At 62.5% G+C, this 19,486-nt stretch carries 21 protein-coding genes and 1 pseudogene; 5 read left to right on the top strand and 17 right to left on the bottom strand.

Features of this window, described 5'->3' with window-relative positions:
* The first annotated feature begins 116 nt into the window (after positions 1–116).
* Positions 117–437 (top strand): H-NS histone family protein, encoded by a 321-nt coding sequence (locus BG457_RS19300; protein WP_071799494.1) that lies wholly within the window; start codon positions 117–119, stop codon positions 435–437.
* A gap of 319 nt (positions 438–756) precedes the next feature.
* On the opposite strand, the gene BG457_RS19295 is transcribed toward BG457_RS19300, so the two are convergent.
* Together BG457_RS19295 and BG457_RS19290 are read right to left on the bottom strand one after the other, a co-directional pair.
* Entirely contained in the window at positions 757–1,848 is a 1,092-nt protein-coding gene (locus tag BG457_RS19295) for a D-alanine--D-alanine ligase family protein (protein ID WP_071799514.1), read from the bottom strand.
* 7 nt (positions 1,849–1,855) lie between these two features.
* Positions 1,856–3,022, bottom strand: a complete 1,167-nt coding sequence (locus tag BG457_RS19290; protein ID WP_071799493.1) for an MFS transporter — start codon at positions 3,020–3,022, stop codon at positions 1,856–1,858.
* A gap of 89 nt (positions 3,023–3,111) precedes the next feature.
* Here BG457_RS19290 and BG457_RS19285 point away from each other — a divergent pair, with 89 nt between their 5' ends.
* Positions 3,112–4,440, top strand: coding sequence for an aminotransferase-like domain-containing protein (locus tag BG457_RS19285; protein WP_071799492.1), 1,329 nt, complete (start codon positions 3,112–3,114; stop codon positions 4,438–4,440).
* Between the two features lie 335 nt (positions 4,441–4,775).
* Complete coding sequence (locus BG457_RS19280; protein ID WP_071799491.1) at positions 4,776–5,036, top strand: WGR domain-containing protein; 261 nt, start codon at positions 4,776–4,778, stop codon at positions 5,034–5,036.
* A gap of 41 nt (positions 5,037–5,077) precedes the next feature.
* Here BG457_RS19280 and BG457_RS19275 read toward each other — a convergent pair whose 3' ends face one another.
* The 7 genes from BG457_RS19275 to BG457_RS19240 all read right to left on the bottom strand — a co-directional run bounded on the left by BG457_RS19275 (position 5,078) and on the right by BG457_RS19240 (position 14,628).
* A complete protein-coding gene (locus BG457_RS19275; RefSeq protein ID WP_071799490.1) occupies positions 5,078–5,704 on the bottom strand; it encodes an SOS response-associated peptidase in 627 nt (208 codons plus the stop codon).
* A 647-nt stretch (positions 5,705–6,351) separates the two neighbouring features.
* Positions 6,352–7,104, bottom strand: coding sequence for a type I methionyl aminopeptidase (map, locus tag BG457_RS19265; RefSeq protein ID WP_071799488.1), 753 nt, complete (start codon positions 7,102–7,104; stop codon positions 6,352–6,354).
* 77 nt (positions 7,105–7,181) lie between these two features.
* Positions 7,182–7,412, bottom strand: coding sequence for a DUF6429 family protein (locus tag BG457_RS19260; protein WP_071799487.1), 231 nt, complete (start codon positions 7,410–7,412; stop codon positions 7,182–7,184).
* A gap of 45 nt (positions 7,413–7,457) precedes the next feature.
* The gene (locus BG457_RS19255; protein ID WP_071799486.1) at positions 7,458–7,715 is read right to left on the bottom strand and encodes a WGR domain-containing protein; all 258 of its coding nucleotides are present in this window, start codon (positions 7,713–7,715) and stop codon (positions 7,458–7,460) included.
* Between the two features lie 89 nt (positions 7,716–7,804).
* A complete protein-coding gene (locus BG457_RS19250) occupies positions 7,805–8,737 on the bottom strand; it encodes a DUF2493 domain-containing protein (protein WP_071799485.1) in 933 nt (310 codons plus the stop codon).
* Between the two features lie 372 nt (positions 8,738–9,109).
* Complete coding sequence (locus tag BG457_RS19245; RefSeq protein ID WP_071799484.1) at positions 9,110–10,141, bottom strand: DUF7146 domain-containing protein; 1,032 nt, start codon at positions 10,139–10,141, stop codon at positions 9,110–9,112.
* A 14-nt stretch (positions 10,142–10,155) separates the two neighbouring features.
* A complete protein-coding gene (locus tag BG457_RS19240; protein WP_071799483.1) occupies positions 10,156–14,628 on the bottom strand; it encodes a strawberry notch family protein in 4,473 nt (1,490 codons plus the stop codon).
* 180 nt (positions 14,629–14,808) lie between these two features.
* Between BG457_RS19240 and BG457_RS19235 the strand changes: the two genes are divergently transcribed.
* Positions 14,809–15,105: a hypothetical protein gene (locus tag BG457_RS19235; protein WP_071799513.1), complete on the top strand. Its 297-nt coding sequence runs from the start codon at positions 14,809–14,811 to the stop codon at positions 15,103–15,105.
* 28 nt (positions 15,106–15,133) lie between these two features.
* On the opposite strand, the gene BG457_RS19230 is transcribed toward BG457_RS19235, so the two are convergent.
* The 7 genes from BG457_RS19230 to BG457_RS19200 form a co-directional block, all read right to left on the bottom strand.
* A complete protein-coding gene (locus BG457_RS19230; protein WP_245771046.1) occupies positions 15,134–15,550 on the bottom strand; it encodes a hypothetical protein in 417 nt (138 codons plus the stop codon).
* On the bottom strand, positions 15,543–15,797 hold the full coding sequence (locus BG457_RS19225) for a type II toxin-antitoxin system prevent-host-death family antitoxin (RefSeq protein ID WP_245771045.1): 255 nt from the start codon (positions 15,795–15,797) through the stop codon (positions 15,543–15,545). The genes BG457_RS19230 and BG457_RS19225 overlap by 8 nt, the downstream gene beginning before the upstream one ends.
* A gap of 77 nt (positions 15,798–15,874) precedes the next feature.
* Complete coding sequence (locus tag BG457_RS19220; protein WP_071799480.1) at positions 15,875–16,519, bottom strand: antitoxin of toxin-antitoxin stability system; 645 nt, start codon at positions 16,517–16,519, stop codon at positions 15,875–15,877.
* Positions 16,512–16,943: a hypothetical protein gene (locus BG457_RS19215; protein WP_071799479.1), complete on the bottom strand. Its 432-nt coding sequence runs from the start codon at positions 16,941–16,943 to the stop codon at positions 16,512–16,514. The genes BG457_RS19220 and BG457_RS19215 overlap by 8 nt, the downstream gene beginning before the upstream one ends.
* A gap of 80 nt (positions 16,944–17,023) precedes the next feature.
* Complete coding sequence (locus BG457_RS19210; protein ID WP_084657753.1) at positions 17,024–17,221, bottom strand: hypothetical protein; 198 nt, start codon at positions 17,219–17,221, stop codon at positions 17,024–17,026.
* The gene (locus BG457_RS19205) at positions 17,221–17,739 is read right to left on the bottom strand and encodes a DUF6878 family protein (RefSeq protein WP_071799478.1); all 519 of its coding nucleotides are present in this window, start codon (positions 17,737–17,739) and stop codon (positions 17,221–17,223) included. The genes BG457_RS19210 and BG457_RS19205 overlap by 1 nt, the downstream gene beginning before the upstream one ends.
* A 97-nt stretch (positions 17,740–17,836) precedes the next feature.
* Entirely contained in the window at positions 17,837–18,355 is a 519-nt protein-coding gene (locus tag BG457_RS19200) for a DNA repair protein RadC (protein ID WP_071799477.1), read from the bottom strand.
* A 171-nt stretch (positions 18,356–18,526) separates the two neighbouring features.
* Here BG457_RS19200 and BG457_RS19195 point away from each other — a divergent pair, with 171 nt between their 5' ends.
* The gene (locus BG457_RS19195; RefSeq protein WP_071799476.1) at positions 18,527–19,051 is read left to right on the top strand and encodes a P-loop nucleotide/nucleoside kinase family protein; all 525 of its coding nucleotides are present in this window, start codon (positions 18,527–18,529) and stop codon (positions 19,049–19,051) included.
* Between the two features lie 56 nt (positions 19,052–19,107).
* On the opposite strand, the pseudogene BG457_RS19190 reads toward BG457_RS19195, so the two are convergent.
* A pseudogene (locus BG457_RS19190) lies at positions 19,108–19,486 on the bottom strand (DUF932 domain-containing protein); the annotation flags it as partial.

Genomic DNA, 19,486 nt, shown 5'->3' with positions numbered 1-19,486 from the left:
CAGCAGAGCCAGCAGATCACAGATTTCCGCCACCCCTGCCCTCGCCCGCCGGGAGTTGCGAGGCCATGCCGATACAGGCTACCGTGCAGGATCATTCAGGACACGGAAAGCATCACATGGCTGATTTCGATCTCGAGGCGCTGTCGCTCAGCGAGCTGAAGAAAATGCACAAGGACATCGCCAAGGCAATCACCACCTATGAGGACCGACAGAAAGCAGAGGCCCGCGCCAAGGTTGATGCATTCGCCAGGGAGTTGGGCTATTCGCTGGCCGAACTGGTCGACAGTGAAGCCAAACCCAAACGCGCACCCGTCGCGCCGAAATACCGCCACCCTGAGAACCCGGCACTCACCTGGTCCGGCCGGGGGCGCAAACCGCTGTGGTTCGTGGAGGCGTTGGAAGCGGGCAAAGCGGCAGAGGACATGGCCATCGGCTAATGATCTATGATGTCGCGGTCAACTCGTGGCGTCAGATCAGATTATCGACCGCGCCCGCCTTGCAAGAGGGATACAGACCCGAAAGGGCTGAAAGCGGATCGTGATGGCGCCCATGTAGCAAACGCCTTGGCCTGGCTCAGGAAGAGACAGATCAAGGCGTATTGGCGCAGGAAGGCAGCAGGGTCCGAATTCAGGGTGAAGCCTCAGCAGCCCGGCCCCGCTTGCGGGGCTTGCCAACGTCGAAAAGAGCCCAACTTCGACCAACGCTGCGGAATGGGCGAATGGCAGCTTCGCTGATCTGCCGCTGAATGCAGCTGCGTTACTGACCACTGTTTTCGGTTCGAAAGCGTGCCAAACCATGGGCGATCAATCTGTCGATCAGCTCAGGCCCGGCGATCCCGCTAGCAGCCATCAACTTCGGATACATGCTGATGTCCGTGAACCCGGGCATGGTGTTCAGTTCGTTCACGACCAGTTCGCCATCAGCCTTTAGGAAAAAATCGACGCGAGCCATTCCGTCGCATCCAACAGCTCGAAACGCCTGTGCGGCCATTGCGCGAAGCGACGCTTCCTTGTCGACGGGCAGGTCGGCCGGGACGCGTAATTCGGCACCGTCAGGGTCTATGTATTTTGCATCATATGTGTAGAAAGCATGCGTGGCAGACGGGATAATCTCACCCGGTTTCGAAACACATAGGGACCCGTCCGTCCCCTCAAGGACAGCGCATTCAATCTCGCGCCCCGTGATATGCTCCTCCGCCATCATCCGGTGATCGAGTTCGAAGCCCTTTGACAGAACAGCTCGATACTCTTCATCGGTTTCAACCTTTCCGACGCCAACCGACGATCCTTGAGTGACGGGCTTCAGGAAGAACGGAGCACCCAGCTTTTCTCTCAGCTTCTCAAAAGGTTCTGGATGTCCCCGGCGCAGTGTCATGGATAGGGCGACCGGTAATCCCGCCTCGCCCAACAGTCGCTTCGCAATGTCCTTGTCCAGCGCATTTGCCGAACCCAGAATGCCGCATCCGACCAAGGGAACGCCTGCGGTGATGACCGCTCCCTGTATCGAGCCATCTTCGCCCCATTGGCCATGCAGCACCGGAAAGATCGCATCAACGGGCTGCAGCTTTCCGACACGCCCATCTGCAGAGAGGTAAACCAAATGCCCTCGCCCGCCCGGAACCGGGAAGACACACGGCCCGTATGTCGGCCGCGCGAGTGAGCCCGCTGCGTAATCGCTGGGTCGCCATCGGCCGTCACGCCCGATATAGACCGGCACCGGTTCATACTTCTCGCGATCCATTGCGGTAAGGACATTCACGGCCGACAGAACAGATACCTCGTGTTCATCCGACCGACCACCAAACAGCACCATGATCCGCAGGCGCTTACCGATCTTCCTGTCTGTCATGGCAATGCTACCCGGCATTGAGGTTGGCAACAGGCAGGGTGGCCCGCCGCTTCCAAAGCATCACGATCATTGCCGTGAGCGAGATCTGGAGGACCGCGAAAACCATCATGCCCGTTAATAATCCGATCAAATCCGCCAATGCGCCGCTGGCGATCACGGGCAGCGAGAACCCGAAATATGCATAGACAAACAGACCCGCAGTCGCCCGCGCCCGATCATCCGGCGCACGCAACGAGACTTCCGCCATGGAGGCGAGATAGGTGAAGCCATAGCTTGCTGCACTGGTGATGCAGGTGCCGATTAGAACTAAGGCCAGAACCTTCAGCCAGATTCCGGCCAAAAGGACGAGAAAGCCGAGCGGGATCAGGACGAAACCCAAGGCGAGCGCCTGTTCGTTGGTCATGCGCCGGGCAATCGGCTGACAGAGAAAGCCCACGAAAATCGCCAGAAAGATGACCAGCCCTGTCCAACCATTGAGGTCGTTCGCGGCAAGCTCCAGCGGAACGACCGCGATTGTCATGCCGGTCGTGGACCAGGCCAGCGCCATTGCCGCGCCGAAAACCCAGGTACCCATCGGAAAGACCGGGAGACGCAGAAGCGATACTGGGCGGAGCTTGTCAATTCGGGGCAGTCCGAGAGCAATCACGGCGAGGAGCGGAGCCGCCACGAACAGCGCGATGTAGCTGGCGGGCAGGAAAGTTGGTCCTTGCAGCCCGAGGCTGATGCCAGTCGCCAGCGCGCCCCCGCCAAAGCCGAGTGAAGTGGCAGAGGTAACTATGAGGGCGGCGCTTTTCGCGCGGTCTGCACCCAGAATTTCCGTCATATAGGCCGCACCGGCGGTTGTTGCGAAACCGGTCCCGATCCCAAGCAGGACGCGTGCGATCACCAGACTTGACCAGCTTGGAACCTGCACAAGAAGCGCGGTTGCAAGGGCTCCAAGGAGCAGCGCCAATGCAATCGGGACTCGTCGCCCGATCCTGTCCGACAGCCCCCCGAGCAGCAGCAGCGTCGGCATGAGGCCCGCGACATAGGCCGCGAAGGCGACCGTTACCGCCGTTGCCCCAACATCGCTTTGCCCTGCATAGGCACTGTAGAGCGGAGCCTGAAGGTTCACGGCGAATGTGACCGTGAACAGACCAAGGGCAAGGAGCGAGACAGGGATGAACTTTCGCATAGGCAGGACCTCGAGAATTGACATGAGATCGAAATGCCATGAGGTAAGTGGTATAACAATTTTTAAATTGTACTAGATACAGTGAGGATATGAGGAAAGCCCGCTACATACGTTTGGCCGACATGGTCTCGTCCGCAATCCAGGATGGCAAGCTGGCTCCTGGCACCAAACTGCCGACGCATCGCGCATTCGCAGAGCGGTTCAAAGTGGCCCTGGCAACCGCAACCCGCGCCTACGCAGAGCTTGAGCGCAGAGGTATGATTGTTGGCGAGGCTGGTCGCGGCACATATGTGCGCGACCTTGGCCTGCCGCCGACGCTGGGGCTTCGGCAGACCGCCAGCGATGGCCTCATCGATCTGGTTTTCAACATGCCGGGCGACGCGGGCGATGCTGACATGCTGCGCGCGGGGCTGCGACGGCTCGCGGCGGCGGGCGATCTTGAGGCAATGCTGCGTTACCAGCCACATGCCGGGCGGACGCATGAACGTCGGATCATTGCAGAAAGCCTCGTGGCAACGCTTGGTCCCGTCGACCCCGACTGCCTGATGGTCACCTCCGGTGCCCAGCATGGGTTGACGATTATTTTCATGGGGCTTTTCCGACGCGGTGAGGGTATCGCGACCGACACCCTGACCTATCCGGGCTTTAAATCGGTCGCCGCGCTGCAGGGCCTAAACCTTATTCCGGTTGAAGGATGCGGCGGTGCAATGGACCCTGAGGATCTGGACAGGCAGTGCCACGCGCGGACAGTGCGGGCTGTCTATCTGATGCCCACAGTTCACAATCCCTTGGGTACTGTCATTGACAAGGCGACACGCCTGCAGATCATCGAGATCGCGCGAAAGCATGATCTGTTGATCATCGAGGACGCCGCATATGCTTTTCTGGAGCCGGACCCACCGCCAAGCCTTTTTGCTCTCGCGCCAGAGCGAACGATATATGTCGGGGGATTTTCCAAGAGCCTCGCGACGGGGCTGCGTCTGGGCTACGTCATCGCCCCTGAACCCCATATCGACACGTTGCTTGAGTCGATCAGGGCGACGACCTGGAATGCCCCCGCATTGATCTCCGGTCTGGTGACTAGCTGGATAGAAGATGGCACTCTGGCAAAATCCGAACAAAACCGGAGACGGGACGGAGCAGAGCGCCAGCTTCTCTGCCGGACCGCTCTGGGCGAAAGGTCCATCCTGTCGCATCGCAACGCAGGATTTGCCTGGTTGCCGCTTGATAATGGTGTCCGGGCCGAGCCCATCGTTACACTCCTGAAGGAGTTCGGTATCTCAGCCTCCGGTGCAGAGCCCTTCGCAACGACCGTCGCCGTTCCGCAGGCACTTCGGCTTGCCTTTGGTGGTGTGCCAAGAGGTGACTTACCGGCGGTTTTCCAGACAGTCCGAGACGCCGTCAACAAATTCCGATAGCTGACGTTCATGAAGCCCTAGCGAAAGCTCGCTCTGTCCGCATAGCGTCCCCACCAGATTGTCGCGAGACATGACGCATGGCACGTCAGGAATGTCTGACCGCAGAAAGCCGATCGACCGCCCTGGTGTGCGGGCGGGCCCTGAGCGCGATAGCGAGCATCTCACCATAGAGCTTAGTGAAGCTTGTTCGAAAGAACGACGCAAGCGATCATGCCGGATGGGTTTGAAATACTGGCACAGCTGGGTCACTCGCGCCAAAGCGACATTTGTCATTGGTCAAAGCGCCGGGCTGGGATAATGTCCGTAGATAGACACAGACCCCAAGGAGAGCGTTCATGCTGACACTGCTCTGTCATCGCGTGACAGATGATGCGGCCGCAGCACCAACGCATTTCTATCGGGTGGACGTCACATACAATCTTTTCGGTGAGTATACCGTGGAGCGAGCATGGGGTCCGGTCGGATCGCGGGGCCGCAATGTGAACAGCTGGTTCGGGAACTTGCGCGACGCGATCATTGTTGTCGACCAGTCGTATCGCCGAGCGACAGGCCGGGGATATCGTTTGTCCGAAAAGGTCTTCGCGTCAGCTGCGTGATGTGCAAATGCGATGCTGTCGCACTGCGACAGGTGGTGCTGTTAATCGGGTAGCGTCATTTTCAGCAGCTCTTCGCGCAACGGTCGCTGCATTTCCTTGGCCTCTGACCACGGCGCATTGAGCCAGATATCCAACTCGCCAGTCTCGGTCAGGATCACTGGCATCGCCTTCGGATGGACCGGCTTCACGACCGCGTTCGGATCGCAGGTCAGGAACGCGAACAGATCATCCGTGGTCTCGCCATCCTTCAGCTTGCGGATGCTGCTCCAGTCCGGCACCCAGAGACCGGCGAAAAAAGCGGGTCGGTCATCCATTAACTCGAACCAGGCATTTCCGGACCCCTTTCCAGGACGTGGTTCTGCGAAACGGGTCAGGGGGACAAGACAACGATTGTCCGGACCCAGCCAGCGCCGCCAATGGGGGGAGGTGGTGTTGCGCACATTGGTGACGCCGCGATCTATCCCGCTCTTGCTGTGATACTGGGGTGGTGATGGCAGACCCCAGCGCGCAATGCGCAAGACGTGACCCTCTTCAGATCGCGTGACGACAGGCGCCATGCGATCTGGATAGACATCACCAGCTTCGATATTCCCGGCGCGGTTCTCGAGTTGACCGAAAAGCCTGCGCATCGCCTCCACTGCGGTTGTCTGATTGTAGAGATTGCACATGGTCGACACCCTCTGATTCACCGAAGCAGCATATCATGCGCACCAGGTCTTGCCGACTCGTTGCGTTCGCGCAATGTTCTTATCATGCCAGAGCAGATTCCGCCCATCAGACCCCATCCCTTCGCTCGAGGGCGCACGCTCCGGAACGCCGCCGATGACGGAATGGTTCTCGAGCACTGGTGCAACCTGTGCCGACGACGCGTGACCTTTCTCGCCAGTGACCTCCTGCGCGTCTGTTCACCGGATCATCCCATGAATGAGCCCCTGTTTCCGTGCGGTCGATGCGGAACTGCTGAGTACATGAACATCCGCTGTCGTGTCCCAAAGCGTGAGGAATACGGCCATCTGACCATCAGGCGTCCCCTCAGGCAAACGTGGAAGTGGGGGTATGGCCAGCTGGGAGATCGGTAGGTCGTTCTGCAAGAAGGCTGGGTGTTCGGACGAGCGCGGAATCAACTTGGACTTGTTTTCTTCGTATTTCGTTCCGCCTATCGACCCCATTTTCGCGCCTTTGCCATTCGCCGAAGGGCGGTGAATCTAGCATGCATGACACAAATTAACCGGAAAGAGGTGCGCAAGTGCCTGTGTCGGTGGGGGCTTAAACGCTGGAAACAGGCGCGAGGGAGCCCGGAGCTGCCGTTCGCGTGTCATCCCGGCACTGTGACGATGATGGGGCCGCCGCGAGTCGCTATAACGGTATGCTCGTATTGCACAACCGGCGCGGCGGGCTCGCTGTAGAGGGTCCAATCGTCCCTGGTGCCTGAGATGGCCCGTCTTCCGCCACGCGACAGGAACGGCTCGACCGTCAGCACGAGGCCGTTATGGATCCGTCGCTTGTCTCCCTTGGTGGGCCAGGTCGGCACTTCTTCAGGGGGCTCATGTAAAGCCCGGCCCACCCCATGGCTGGCGAGGTTCCGGATCAGCGTATAGCCGCGCTTCGAAGCGAAGGCACCGATCGCGCGTCCGATCCCTGCCAGCGGTTTGTTATGCCCTACCTGCGCGATGCCAATCTGCATCGCGCGCTTCCCGTCGCGGCAGAGCTGGTCCAGTGATGGTTGAATCGACCCGAGGCAGAAGCTTGCCCCGGTATCGGCAAAATAGCCGTTCAGAGATGCGGAGACATCAATATTGACCAGATCACCTGTGCAAAGCCTGCGCTCACCGGGGATGCCGTGGGCAATTTCTTCGTTGACGCTGATGCAGGTCGTGCCTGGGAAATCATAGGTCACCTGAGGTGCCGACACGGCGCCCTCCTGCTCCAGCAGTTCCCGGCCCATGTGATCAAGCTCGCGCGTCGTCATGCCGGGCTCCATGGCCGCAGCCATCGACTGCATGGTATTCGCGACGATCCGGCCGATCTTTTTCAGTCCGTCCAGTTCATCTTGGTGTGTGATCGTCATCTCTTGTCTCACTCGGGCTGTAAGGGTACCTCAAGGCATTACCACCCATAGGCAGCTCCGTCCCGCAAAGCCGCCCGTCACTCGGCCTTGCTGAACTCCCGCGCGAGAATTTCCCGCGCATGCGCGACCCCCTCTGGGGTCAGGCTCAGCGATTTCGCCTTGTTTTTCGGATCATGGATAAGGCCTTTCTCGAAAAGCCGGTTGGTGATGTGCCAATCGATCCCCTTCCAGACCCGATCACCATCATGCAGCGTGAGGCTGAGGATCGCGAGGGCTGCGTCGTCGATCTTGTCGGTGTCGAGTGTCATCCGCCATCCCTTTCACGCTGGTTTCGCGCCGTACAGGCTGGTACCTCACGCATATCCCCGCCGCTGCTTCACGCGCGCGAGTTTCATCAGCGCGGTGATCGCTTGGCCTTCATCAGGATGCTGTTCGCGCATCATCTGCCCGCGCGCGCCAATCCGCCCCCATTCGCGCACAAGGCTTGCCCCGCCGAACAGATCAGGCTGAACGCTCATGCGGTAAAAGCGGCGCATGTTGCGCGCAGGATCGATCCGCCGCATCTGCAGCTCGGTCGGGAAGATCTCCAGTTGGCTGACGCTATCAAACATGTCGCAATCCGGGCGCGGGGTTTGTGCCATGATATCAGGTGGAAGCGTGTGCTTCCACCGTGATGTCCCCCGCAAGGGGAACAGGGGGCTTACGCCCCCTTCTCAAACTTCATGACCGGGATGCCCAGCTTTTTGGCCTTGTCGGCGAGGTTTTCCTGGATGCCATTGCCCGGGAAGACCAACACACCCACGGGCAGCACATCGAGCATGGCGTCGTTGCGCTTGAAGGGGGCAGCCTTGGCATGCTTGGACCAGTCGGGCTTGAAGGCCACTTGCGTCACGCCGCGGGCCTCGGCCCATTTGGCGGCGATGAGTTCTGCGCCCTTGGGGCTGCCACCATGCAAGAGCACCATATCGGGATGCTTGGTGCGGACCTGGTCGAGCTTGCCCCAGATCAGACGGTGATCGTTGAAGTCGGTCCCGCCGGTGAGGGCAACTTTGGGCCCTGCGGGCAGCATCACCTCGGTCTCGGCCCGGCGCTTGGCGGCCAGGAAGTCGCGGCTGTCGATCAGCGCTGCGGTCATGTGCTGGCGGTTCACCATCGATCCGGTGCGGGGCCGCCAGGCTGAGCCCGTGTGATGGCCGAACTCGGTGGCGGCGTGATCGCGCATCATGTCCATGCAGTTGCGACGCTCAACCAGGCTCACACCTTCGGCCGTCAGTCGCTCGAGCTCGGTGGATTTCACCTCGGAGCCATCCTGCTCGCGCTGGAGGCGGCGCTGCGCCTGTTCGTTTTCATCGAGCGACCGTTCGATCCGGGCCGTCGCGCGGTGGAAGAGGTTGACCTGGCCCCAGAGCACTTCCTCGAGGTCGGGTTCCATGCGGGTGTCTTCCAGGGTCGCGACGATTGCATCGAAGATATCGGCGACGGCGACCGCGAGGCGCTGCCCATCGGGCATCGGGCGCGGATCGGGCTCGTCAAAGGGGCGATAGCCATAGAGCTGCAGCTCATCGAGCGCATGGGCGGTCTGGGATGCGGTGTGGGCGGGTTCATACGCGTCGTCTTGGGTGTGGATCGTCATTCTGGTCTTGCCTCCGGGCCTCAACTCGTCCGCGCGACATCCCGCGCGGCCTTCATGGGCAGCTCTGAGCCGTCATGGCGGACGCCCCTTCACCCCCTCTTCGGGGCCGAAACGCAGTGGAGGAGGGCGGCAGGCAGGCTATTTGTTTCGCGATGCAAAGCGGGGGCTCGTCCCCCGCGGCGGAAATAGCTTGCCTGCCGCCCTTGAGGGGGCGGACCCTTTGACGGCAGCACGCCCATCTCTGAGAAGGCCGCACGGGTGACGGGTGGATGAGATTTACCCGGGAAGAGGAAAAGGGGATGATCAGCACCCATGACAGGACTGTAGAACCCCTGCCCTCCTCAGCCTTGGACCGTCCCTGCGCGATGCAGCTCACGCCAACAGGCGCTGCCGATCCTCAGACCCGATCTGCCCTGCCAGATGCTCGCGCAGCGCTTCCTTGCCGTACGCCCGGAGATCATCGTTGAAATCCCCGAGACGAGGTTCCAGAACCCGCACGGCAACCCCGGCATCAAGGGCTCTGGCGCTCAACCTCTCTGCCGCGCGTTGGCCGGCGGGATCGCGGTCGATGGCGATGTAGATGCGCTGAAGCCCCTCCGGCAGCAGGACCGCTCCGAGGTGACCCGATGAGAGCGCCGCCCAGACGGGAAGGCCGGGGATTGCCTCGACCAGCGACAGCATGGTCTCGATGCCTTCGCCTACCACGAGGATGTCCTCATGCGGGGTCAGCCTGACGGCATTGCCCAGTAGGTGACCCATGGCCCGCCGCTGCGCTTTGAGCGCCGCCTTTCCCTGTCCGTCTGGCGCCAACCAGGTACGATGCACCCCCTGCAAGCCCCCTGCCCCATCGGTGACCGCAGCGATCAGCGCCGGTCTGGGGATGCTTTTGGTTTCACCCTCATCCCGATGCCAGCACTTCGGGTGGAAGCGCAGCGCGCTCATCGTGCCGCCATGGGTCAGGCCCCGGGAGCGGAGGTAGGTGTCGGCAAGCGTGCCTGCGACTGGCATGGAGGCTGCGAACAATCGCGCCGCCGCCGCTGGCGTGCCACCGGGGGTCTTGGCCTTCTTCGGCACTGGCCTATCCGGGAGCACCGGCATTGGGCGGCCAAGATGCGCCCGGGCCTCGGCCAGAAGATCGGGAAACCGCGTGATGCCCGTGCGCGCACGGATGATATCCAGCAGATCGCCATATTCTGACGTAGCTGAATCCTGCCATTTCCCGCGCGCGCCCGGCCCTGAGGTGGGGCCGGTGAGGCGCACAAAGAGCGAGCGGCCCGCAGTGTTCTGCAGATCGCCCACCATCCAGTAAGACCCTTCCCGCCGTCCGGCGGGAAGGTAATGGCGACACACGCCTTCAGCGTCCTGCGCCAGCGCGCGCAGAAGCTCTTCTGTTTCAACGGACATGAGATGCGCCTTCTTCAACTATTGCGTGCATGTAGGCCAGTGACCGGCACACGCGCAAGCAGGCGGTCTAGAACGGCGATGCCGGAGGAATCCGTCGGGCAGAACAGACGCAGCTTCCAGCTTATGATCTCCGAGAAGAAGCCATCGGCCTTGAGCCGGTCCTTGGCCGCCGCGGAAAACCCCGACAGCTCGATCCGGTTCACGCCCATGACGCGTGAACGGTGGAGTTCCATCCCCTCGGCGAGCCGCACGACCGTCTTGCCCTCCAGCACGAGGGCGTGGACCTGCGCTGCCGTAAGCTTAGGCGCATCGGCCGCCAGCGTGGTCGCGACCCAGGCAGGCGAAACACGGCGGCCGATGATGCGCTGACCGTCATCGGTCTGCAGGCGGTAGACCCGGGTTTCGTCCTGTGGGAGCTGCTTCCAGATCGGCAGCAAGAGCCCCGCCACGATATGCAGCGTGGTTTCCGAGAACTCGGGCACTTCAGCCAGTTCGGATTTCCATGCGGCGGTGAAGGCCGCGCGGTCCGCTTCCAGCCAATGCGTGTCCTCCATGATTTTGGCCGGAACCGTGCTGGCCTCCAGCGGGCGGATCAGCCTCAGGCGGGGCTCGATGGTGCCATCATCCAGCATCAGGCTGGTGGCAGGCACCTGCACGGCGGCCCGGCCCGAGCGGCTGTTGACGAGCAGACGTGCTTTGGCGTCTTCGAGCCAGTCAAGCGCATCCGCCAGCGATAGCGGCCTGTTGCGCTGCTTTTGCGCGATGGTCAGAAGCTGGGTTTCGGCCCCGGAGCCGGGATGGGTGTAGATCACCCGGGCGTCCGAAACCCGGAAGCTCTCGGCGCGCAGCGTCTCGAGCCCGAGATCATAGACGCCGGCGGCGATGGCGCCTTCGATCCGCTGGTCGAGCAGTTCTTCAAAAGCCGCGAAGAGCACGGCTTGCATGTCAATCGTCAGCGCGAGAAGGCGATTGAGGAAGGTCGTGATCGGCGGCAGATCGTCTTTCAGACCGTTGTCATCGGTCAGGCTGAGGCCAGTCGCATCCTCAAACGCCCCGAGGGAACAGCCCGCGACATCGCCGCGATAGATGCGGCGGTAGAGTTGGCGCAGGGCATCGCGGGCATCGGGGCTCTCGAGGTTGTCCTCTGGCCGGAACAGCCCCTGCCCTCCGGTCTGGCGCTGGCCCCGTGTGATGGCACCCAGAGTGTCGAGGCGGCGCGCGATGGTCGAGAGGAACCGCTTCTCTGCCTTCACATCGGTGGCCACCGGACGGAACAGCGGAGGTTGCGCCTGGTTGGTGCGGTTGGTCCGCCCGAGGCCCTGGATGGCGGCATCGGCCTTCCAGCCGGGCTCGAGGAGGTAATGGACCCGCAGGCGCTGGTTCTTCGCGCCGAGATCAGCGTGATAGCTGCGCCCCGTGCCGCCCGCATCCGAAAAGATCAGGATGCGCTTCTGATCATCCATGAAGGCGGCGGTTTCCGCGAGATTGGCAGACCCGGCACGGCTTTCGACGACGAGGCGCGCGGCAGGACCATCGCCCTTGCGCACGATGCGGCGCGACCGGCCCGTGACCTCGGCCACCAGATCGGTCCCAAAGCGCTGGACGATCTGATCAAGCGCCCCGGGCACAGGCGGCAGGCTCGCCAGATGCTCGATCAGCGCATCACGGCGGCGCACTGCCTCGCGGCATTCGACCGGCTGACCATCGCGCGTGACCGGGCGCGAGGACAGGTTGCCCTCGCTGTCCGTGAAAGGCTCAAACAGCTGCACCGGGAAGGAATGGGCGAGGTAATCCAGGACGTACTCGCGCGGGGTGATGTCGACACGGATGTCGTTCCACTCCTCGGTCGGGATATCCGACAAGCGGCGTTCCATCAGCGCCTCGCCCGTCGAGACGATCTGGATGACGGCTGCATGGCCTGCGGCCAGATCGGTCTCGATGCTGGAAATCAGGGTGGGGGTTTTCATCGAGGTGAGCAGATGGCCGAAGAAGCGCTGCTTGGCGGATTCAAACGCCGAGCGGGCAGCGGATTTGGCTTGGCGGTTCAGCGTGCCGCCTGAGCCTGTCGAACTGGCCGGGCCAGTGATGTTGGCGGCTTCCAGCGCGGCGGCGAGGTTGTTGTGAATGATGGCGAAGGCCCCGGCATAGGCATCATAGATGCCGCGCTGCTCGGCCGTCAGCGCGTGCTCGAGCATCTCGTATTCGACGCCGTCATAGGACAGCGAGCGGGCAGTGTAGAGGCCGAGGGAGCGCAGGTCTCGGGCCAAGACCTCCATCGCGGCGACGCCACCGGCTTCGATAGCTTGCACAAATTCCGCCCGTGTCGCGAAGGGGAGTGAAGGATGGTGCCCCAAAGGGGCAGGCGAAGCTCCAGTGGAGCTTTGCCAATCCTGAACGCCCGGAGCGCAAGCAGAGGGCCCGCCGCCCCAGAGCCCAAGCCGCTGCGCATAGGCGAGGTTATGAACCGAGGTCGCGCCCGTGGCCGAGACATAGACCACGCGAGCATTGGGCAGCTTGTGCTGGAGACGCAGGCCCGCCCTGCCCTGCTGCGAGGCCTCGGTGTCGCCGCGTTCGCCCTTCGATCCGGCGGCATTGGCCATGGCATGACTTTCATCGAACAGGATCACCCCGTCGAAGTCGGCACCCAGCCAGTCGACGATCTGATCGACGCGGGACTTTTTCGCGCCGCGCTCTTCGGAGCGCAGTGTCGCATAGGTGGTGAACAAGATGCCTTCCGTGAGCGGAATGTCCTTGCCTTGGGCAAAGCGCGACAGCGGCGTGACCAGCAAGCGTTCCTGGCCAAGGGCCGACCAGTCGCGCTGCGCGTCTTCCAACAACTTGTCACTTTTGGAAATCCAGAGCGCCTTGCGCCGACCCTGAGCCCAGTTGTCGAGCACAATTCCGGCCGACTGGCGGCCCTTGCCCGCGCCTGTGCCATCGCCGAGGAAGAACCCACGGCGGAAGCGGATGGCGTCAGCGGCATCGTCAGGCGCCGCCGAAACCATGTCGCCGGTTTCATCGACGGTCCAGGACCCCGCGAGATACGCGCCATGCGCCTCGCCCGCGTAGATTACGGTCTCGAGCTGCGCGTCGGAGAGCAAGCCGTCCCGCAGGACGGCGGCGGGGAGTTTCGGACGGTAGCTGGGTTTCGGAGGCGCGACCGAGGCCATGGCCGCCGACTGCACCAACTTGGTCGGGTGTGGGGCCGCGCCGGGGATGTCGATCGCTTGCAGGCGGAAGGTCTCGTAGATCGCGTCGGAAAGGCACGCGCTGGTATCATCCTCGGTTGCATCGCGCAGGCTGTAAGCGAGGTCTGTGGCCTCGATCTGCGCGGAGGTGTTGGTGGGGGGTGTTGCTGGCGTGGTGCGCGATGAGCTGATGGCGGCGCGCGCGGCGCGGGTAGGATTTCCCGGGAAGGGGGAAGTGGGGCCATGCCCGGCTGGTGCGACCTGCGCCAACTCGAGGCGCGGAGGGACATGGGTGGTGATCAGCGACAGCAGGCTGGCCACATCCGGCGAGGTCGGGCGCGCCGGATCGGCGGTAATGCCGCCCGGCTCGCCATCGCGGCATTTGTCGAAGACAGAGATCCGCGTCTCGAAGCTGGTGCCGTGTTTGGCAAACGCTGCACCGGACACAGCGCCAGTGAAGACCAGATTCGCGGACGCGGTCAGGCGGGCAAAGGTCTCGGCCCAGGCGGGGGCATCCGGCGCGAAACCGGCACCGGTGATGGTGACCAGACGACCGCCGGGGGCGAGCCGGGCAAGCGCCGAGCGCAGGTGCCGCGCTGTCGCGTCTGTGCTGCGGCCATCGACATTGGCCATGGCCGAGAACGGCGGGTTCATCAGGATGACGCTCGGGCGCAGGCCTGCGTCCAGATGATCATCGGTCTGCGCGGCGTCGAAACTGGTGACGGGGCGCCCCGGAAACAGACGCCGCAGAAGATCCGCGCGGGTGTCGGCCAACTCGTTCAGCGCGAGACTGCCGCCGGCGATCTCGGCGAGGATCGCCAGAAGCCCGGTCCCGGCGGAAGGCTCGAGCACCAGATCGCGCGCGGTGATCTGTGCCGCAGCCAGCGCTGCGAGCCCCATAGGCAGCGGTGTGCTGAATTGCTGGAAGCGCTCCATCTCCTCCGAGCGGCGGGTATGCGTGGGCAAGAGCCCCGCCACCTTGGCAAGGATCGGCAAGAGTGCGCCGGGTGATCCTGCCCGGGCCAGCAGCGCGCGGCCGAATTTGCGCAGGAAGAGGACGAGCGCCACCTCGCCCGCCTCATAGGCAAGCTTCCAATCCCAGGCGCCGTCGGCATCGGAGCCGCCAAAGGCGCGTTCCATCTCAACGCGCAGGCGCAGCGCGTCGATCTGGAAGCCTTGCGCCAGATCAGGCTGCAGCGCCTCGGCCACGCTCAAGACCGCAGCGGTCGTATCGGGGGACGGGATGGGGACAACAGGCGCAAGCGCGCGCGGCTGAACAAAAGGGGCGAGATGGGTCATCGGGAAACTCCGGAATGAGGGACAGGATCAGGCCCGGACACCCTCTCTCGGGCACCCTCAGGCCTGATCTTTCCCAGCCCCCCTCAAGCTCTCAAAACCCCTGTGATTGTGACGTCTGACTTGCATTTGTTCGCTTTATGTTCTATAATGAAAGACACGCCAGAGAGGGAGACCGCCCCGATGGAAGAGACCACATTCGCCCTGCCCGCCACGCCCAAGCAGATCGCCTATGCGCGGTCGCTCGCCCTGCGCAACCAGACGCTTCTGCCATGGGAGGTCCAGCAAGACCGGCGCGCGCTCAGCGTCTGGATCGAGACACAGGCCCGGTTGAAACCGGCATCAGACATGGACCGGTTGCCGACATCCAGGCAGGTAGCCTTCGCCGAGAAACTCGCCCGGATCAAACGCCGCGCCGTCCCGGATGAGTGCTTTCGCGACAAGGGGCTGATGTCGAAATGGATCGACGGGAACAGGTGAGGTTGGGCGGACCCTGCGGTGATCGAGATCACTTCAGCCGATCAACCACCGATGCCCCGCCCGACCGGGCAAGCGCGATCAGGCTGGACTGGATCCTGGACGTGAAGACGGAACTGAACGTGCCGATGGGCGTGCGGTCCTCCCAGACATAGGACCGCTCCAGAATATCGGTGTTGATCTCGTCCAGCATGACCCATTTGCGGACATGGGTTTCCAACCCCACGCGCTGCGACTCGATCTGTGGCACCTCTATAAACTTGCGCGAGGCCAAGGGCGGCTGCGTGGTGATCGGCAGGATGAACACCACAGTCTCGCTATCGGACTTGGCAACAGTGACGGCGATACAGACAGGCCGCGTCTTGCGGCCCTCGGTCTCGCCCGCCATTTGTTCGCGTTTCCACAGAAACGGGTAGCGGAAAACCTCTCCAGCAGCAGGCTTAGTCATCCGCCCGCGTCAAGTCCCGCTCAAGCCCTCCTATCATCAGCGCCTTGAGATCCTCGGGCATCTCATCGATCATGTGAGCCTGCTGCGTGGCCCCCCGCGCGAGTTGCTGGTACTGGTCCATGCTCATCAACACGAACTTCGGCTTGCGATGCTTGGTGATCGCGATCGGCGAGCGAATGGCCGCATCAAACAGGTCACTTGTGTGACGCGTCAGGTCGGCCGCCTTGAACTCGGGAAGCTCATGCATGATCTGTATCTCCATTTGTGCAGAATATACATACATTCTGGATATTCTGCAAGAGATGGGTTGCGCCCGAGAATGCGTCACCCGAACCGCCGCCCTGCTTCGGTGAAGGTGTATTCATTGGCGATGATGCCGTCCTCAATGACCTCGTCGGAGGTCAGGTGGTGGTATTCCGCCTCAAGCTGGCGGTACAGCCACCGGGCCAGATCGCGGATCGCCTCCGTCACGATTTCTTCCGCATCCTCAGTGGGCGGTTGCCAGGTCGGGCTGTCGCGGGTGACGTCCACCGACATGGTGTACTCGTGAAAATAGCGGCCCCGGTGGCTGACCTCGGCAGCAAGCTGGTAGAAGTTGCGCCGCTGGATGGCCTGCAGCCGGTCCGCGATGCTGTGCAGCGTCGCGTCCGTGGGCGCGTAGTCCCGGATGCGCACGGTCGCACCCTTGGCGTGGGACCAGTATCCTTCCAGACAGGCCCCATCCCCCTGGCTCCAGAACCCGGAGAACCAGATGCAGGGCTTTTGACGCGTGCCGCCGCCCATCAGGCGTACGGGCGTGGTTTTGAGACAGATGCCGAGGATGTCGCAGATGCGCTCAAAATCCTCATAGACCGCGTCCCACCAGTCGTCGTGGGGGCCGAGATCGCGATACCAGCTGCGCGCCTTGTCCTTGGCGGCATCCGAGAGCTCGGGGAACTGGTAGACTGTGGTGCAGATGACCTCAGGCATGTGCGTCCTCCCCGTTCAGCGCATCGACGAGCCAGTCCTGGCTGCTGGTCGCGCCGATCAATCTGCGCGCGCCAAGGTCGAGCACATGCGCGCCACCGCCGAAGGCCTCAATGCGCGGACGGGAACAGGTCAGGGCGTAGCTGAACCCCCAGAGGCCGGTGAGGTCGAGTTCTTCCGCAAGGCGCAGCACGAAGCGAATGACGGCCTCGGTATCGCCATTCCCGTCATCATGGATCCAGAGGGTTGAACCTGAAGGATCGTTCTGGATCGACAGGTCAAAGCCGCAATGCAGGTCCTCGGTCGCGGCATCGGCATCGGCATCGGCATCGTTGCGCAGCGCCATGAACGCCTCAAGGGCGCGTGCGGCCTTGTCGGGCGTGCCGACATCCAAAAGGCATGAGAAACGGGTGAAATAATCCGCCATTGGGGTCTCCATAAGAAAAGGCCCGACCAATGGCCGGGCATGAGGGTGTGGTGGGTTGCGATGATCAAGGTGCGTCGGTGTCAGTTCGCGCCCACTGGCGTGGTCTCAGCCTGCAGCCTCGCGTGACTGGCCAGCATGGCGCGATAAAAGCGCTGGCGTGCGGCGCGCAATCCGCGCATGCGCCGCAGGCTGGGATGCAGCGCCCGGATCGCGGCGCGCAGCACAGTGCAAAGCCTGTCCTGAGGGGTCACGCCGAGACGGGGATAGAACAGGTCCATCACCATGTCCCGCGCGCGGGGGAGGCGGCGCGGCAGTGCCGCTGAGCAGCGGAAGGTGCTAGAGCCCCGCGCGGATTGTATTCGAGCAGGTTCGCGCGGGCGCGGGCGTCGAGCGAGAGGCGACCATCAGCGGGTGTGGACATATCGGATGAGGCGCGCAGATCGAGCAGCAGATCGCAGGTTATCCGCGCAATTGCATCGCTGAGCGCCAGATTGCGCGGCGCAGGCGCGCGCGGGATTGGCGCAACATAGGGGATTTCCACATCTGGACAGGGACGTTCCACATCATCCGACCAGGCCGTGAGGTCTGTGATCCGGCAGATGTCATGATCACAGTGGAAACTGACCATGACATGCGTGATGCCGGCATGGGTCAGATGATCATAGAGCCGGGTAGTGTTGGCGGCCATCAGCGCTGAAAATCGCGCCTCATCCTCGGCATGCTGGGCCCGCAGCCTTTGAAAATCCGTGCTGGGCGGGCGCAGCGGCGCGGGCAATGTGGGGGATGTCTGGCGCATGGGTCTCTCCTTGAAACGAGCTTGGGAATGCGCCTTGCCGGGTGGTCTTTCCTCTCCCCCCGCAAAGCGCATTTCTGCCCTGCCCGCCTCTTCCTCTTCACGCAGCGATCTGCAGCGCGCGAGCGGCAAATCCGCGCCAGAGCGGGTCGACCAGCCGCGCATCCAGAAGATCGGCACGCTGGCGCAAGCGCTGTGCCAGATCGGGCTCGCGCCAGTCCTGCGCCCGGCCCGCCTGCGCGCGCAGCTGGCTTGCCCCATGCACCACGGAGCGCGCCTCGGCGGCGCTGGTCACCGGATGGCACCAGGCCACTGCAAAGTCGCTGGCCGCACCCGCGAGCACGAGACGGTCGTCACGGTCCAGAATGGCGATCATCTGCGGGGCTGCATCGGGGGCGATGCCCTCGGCATGGTCAATCGCGCCCTGCATGGCATCGGGCAGCGTGGCGAAGCGCGCGAGAACCATTGGTGCGGAAAGGCCCGACATCTGCGCAGCAGGCAAGGGGTTCGGAACCGTCAGGGCGAAGGGGCGGTTGGGATCAGCGGCGCCATGCAGACAGTGTGGCGTGTGGCCGCTTGGACGGATGGAGGGTTGGATGGGCAGGGACAGGTCGAACATGGCTCAGATCTCCGACGGCGCAGGAAGCCACTCTCCCCGCTTCACCGTCAAAGACCAAACCGCCGCCCTCTTCCTCGAAGGGGCGACGGGTGATGAAGGCCTACGTTGGAAATGCGGGACTTCGCTGCCGTTCGTGTGGCAAAGTGGAATCTCAATTGATAGACTTATGAGATGGCAATATTGGTTTCACTTTCCGGCCTTCCTGGTGTCGGCAAAACAACATTGGCAAAAGAGCTGGCGGCGCGCACTCAGGCCATCCATCTTCGCGTGGATTCTGTGGAAGCCGCCTTGAAAGGGAGTGTCCTGAAGATCCACCCTGCAGAGGATGCAGGCTATCTGGCAATCTCATCTATCGCGAAAGACAATCTGCTACTCGGGTTCGATGTCATAGCAGACACCGTCAATCCAATTGACATGTCACGAGACCTATGGATCAAAACTGCCGCTGCCGGCGCTGCTCAGCTTTTGAACGTGGAGGTGATCTGCTCAAATAAGGCCCTCCACAAGAAGAGAGTCGAGAACCGCACAAGTGACATTGACGACCTGGTGGTTCCTGACTGGCAAGCGGTATGCAATCGAGTATTTGAGCCGTGGCAAGGCAGCCGAGTGATCGTGGATACGGCCGAGGACGCGGTTCAAGACTGCGCTGCAATAATTGAAAGGGAAATGGATCGAATGAGATCTGCGGTCCGGTAGGTTTGGGCTGTTCACGACGATTTCAGTGGGGCGCCATCAAGGCGCCCCAAGTCATATCAGCCGACCCGGTCGAGGAGCTTCTTGGCGCGCCCTTCCATGTCCAGACGCGCATCCTGCTGGGTCTTGTCACGCGCAAGCCGTGTAATGCCCTGAACAAAATCGAAAACGGTCTCGGGCTGGCGATTTGACTCCATCAGCACCTTCTCGATGATCTTACCCGACTCCGCCTTCGAGAAGCCGCGTTTGCGCAGGAAGTCCGCGCGATCCTCGTCGGTCCGCGCCACGATCTGCTGCCGTGCGGCCTTGATGCCGTTCACGAAGCCCTGCGGCGAGGAATTCGCAAACCGCGTCAGCGCCGGGGCCGCCTCATGGGCAAAGCGGGAGGCCGCGTATTTCGAATGCCGGATCCGGATTTCCTGAAAATCCTCGACGCCG

Source organism: Natronohydrobacter thiooxidans, assembly GCF_001884735.1.
Taxonomy (GTDB): Bacteria; Pseudomonadota; Alphaproteobacteria; order Rhodobacterales; family Rhodobacteraceae; genus Roseinatronobacter; species Roseinatronobacter thiooxidans_A.
This window is presented reverse-complemented; position numbering and strand designations above follow the sequence as displayed.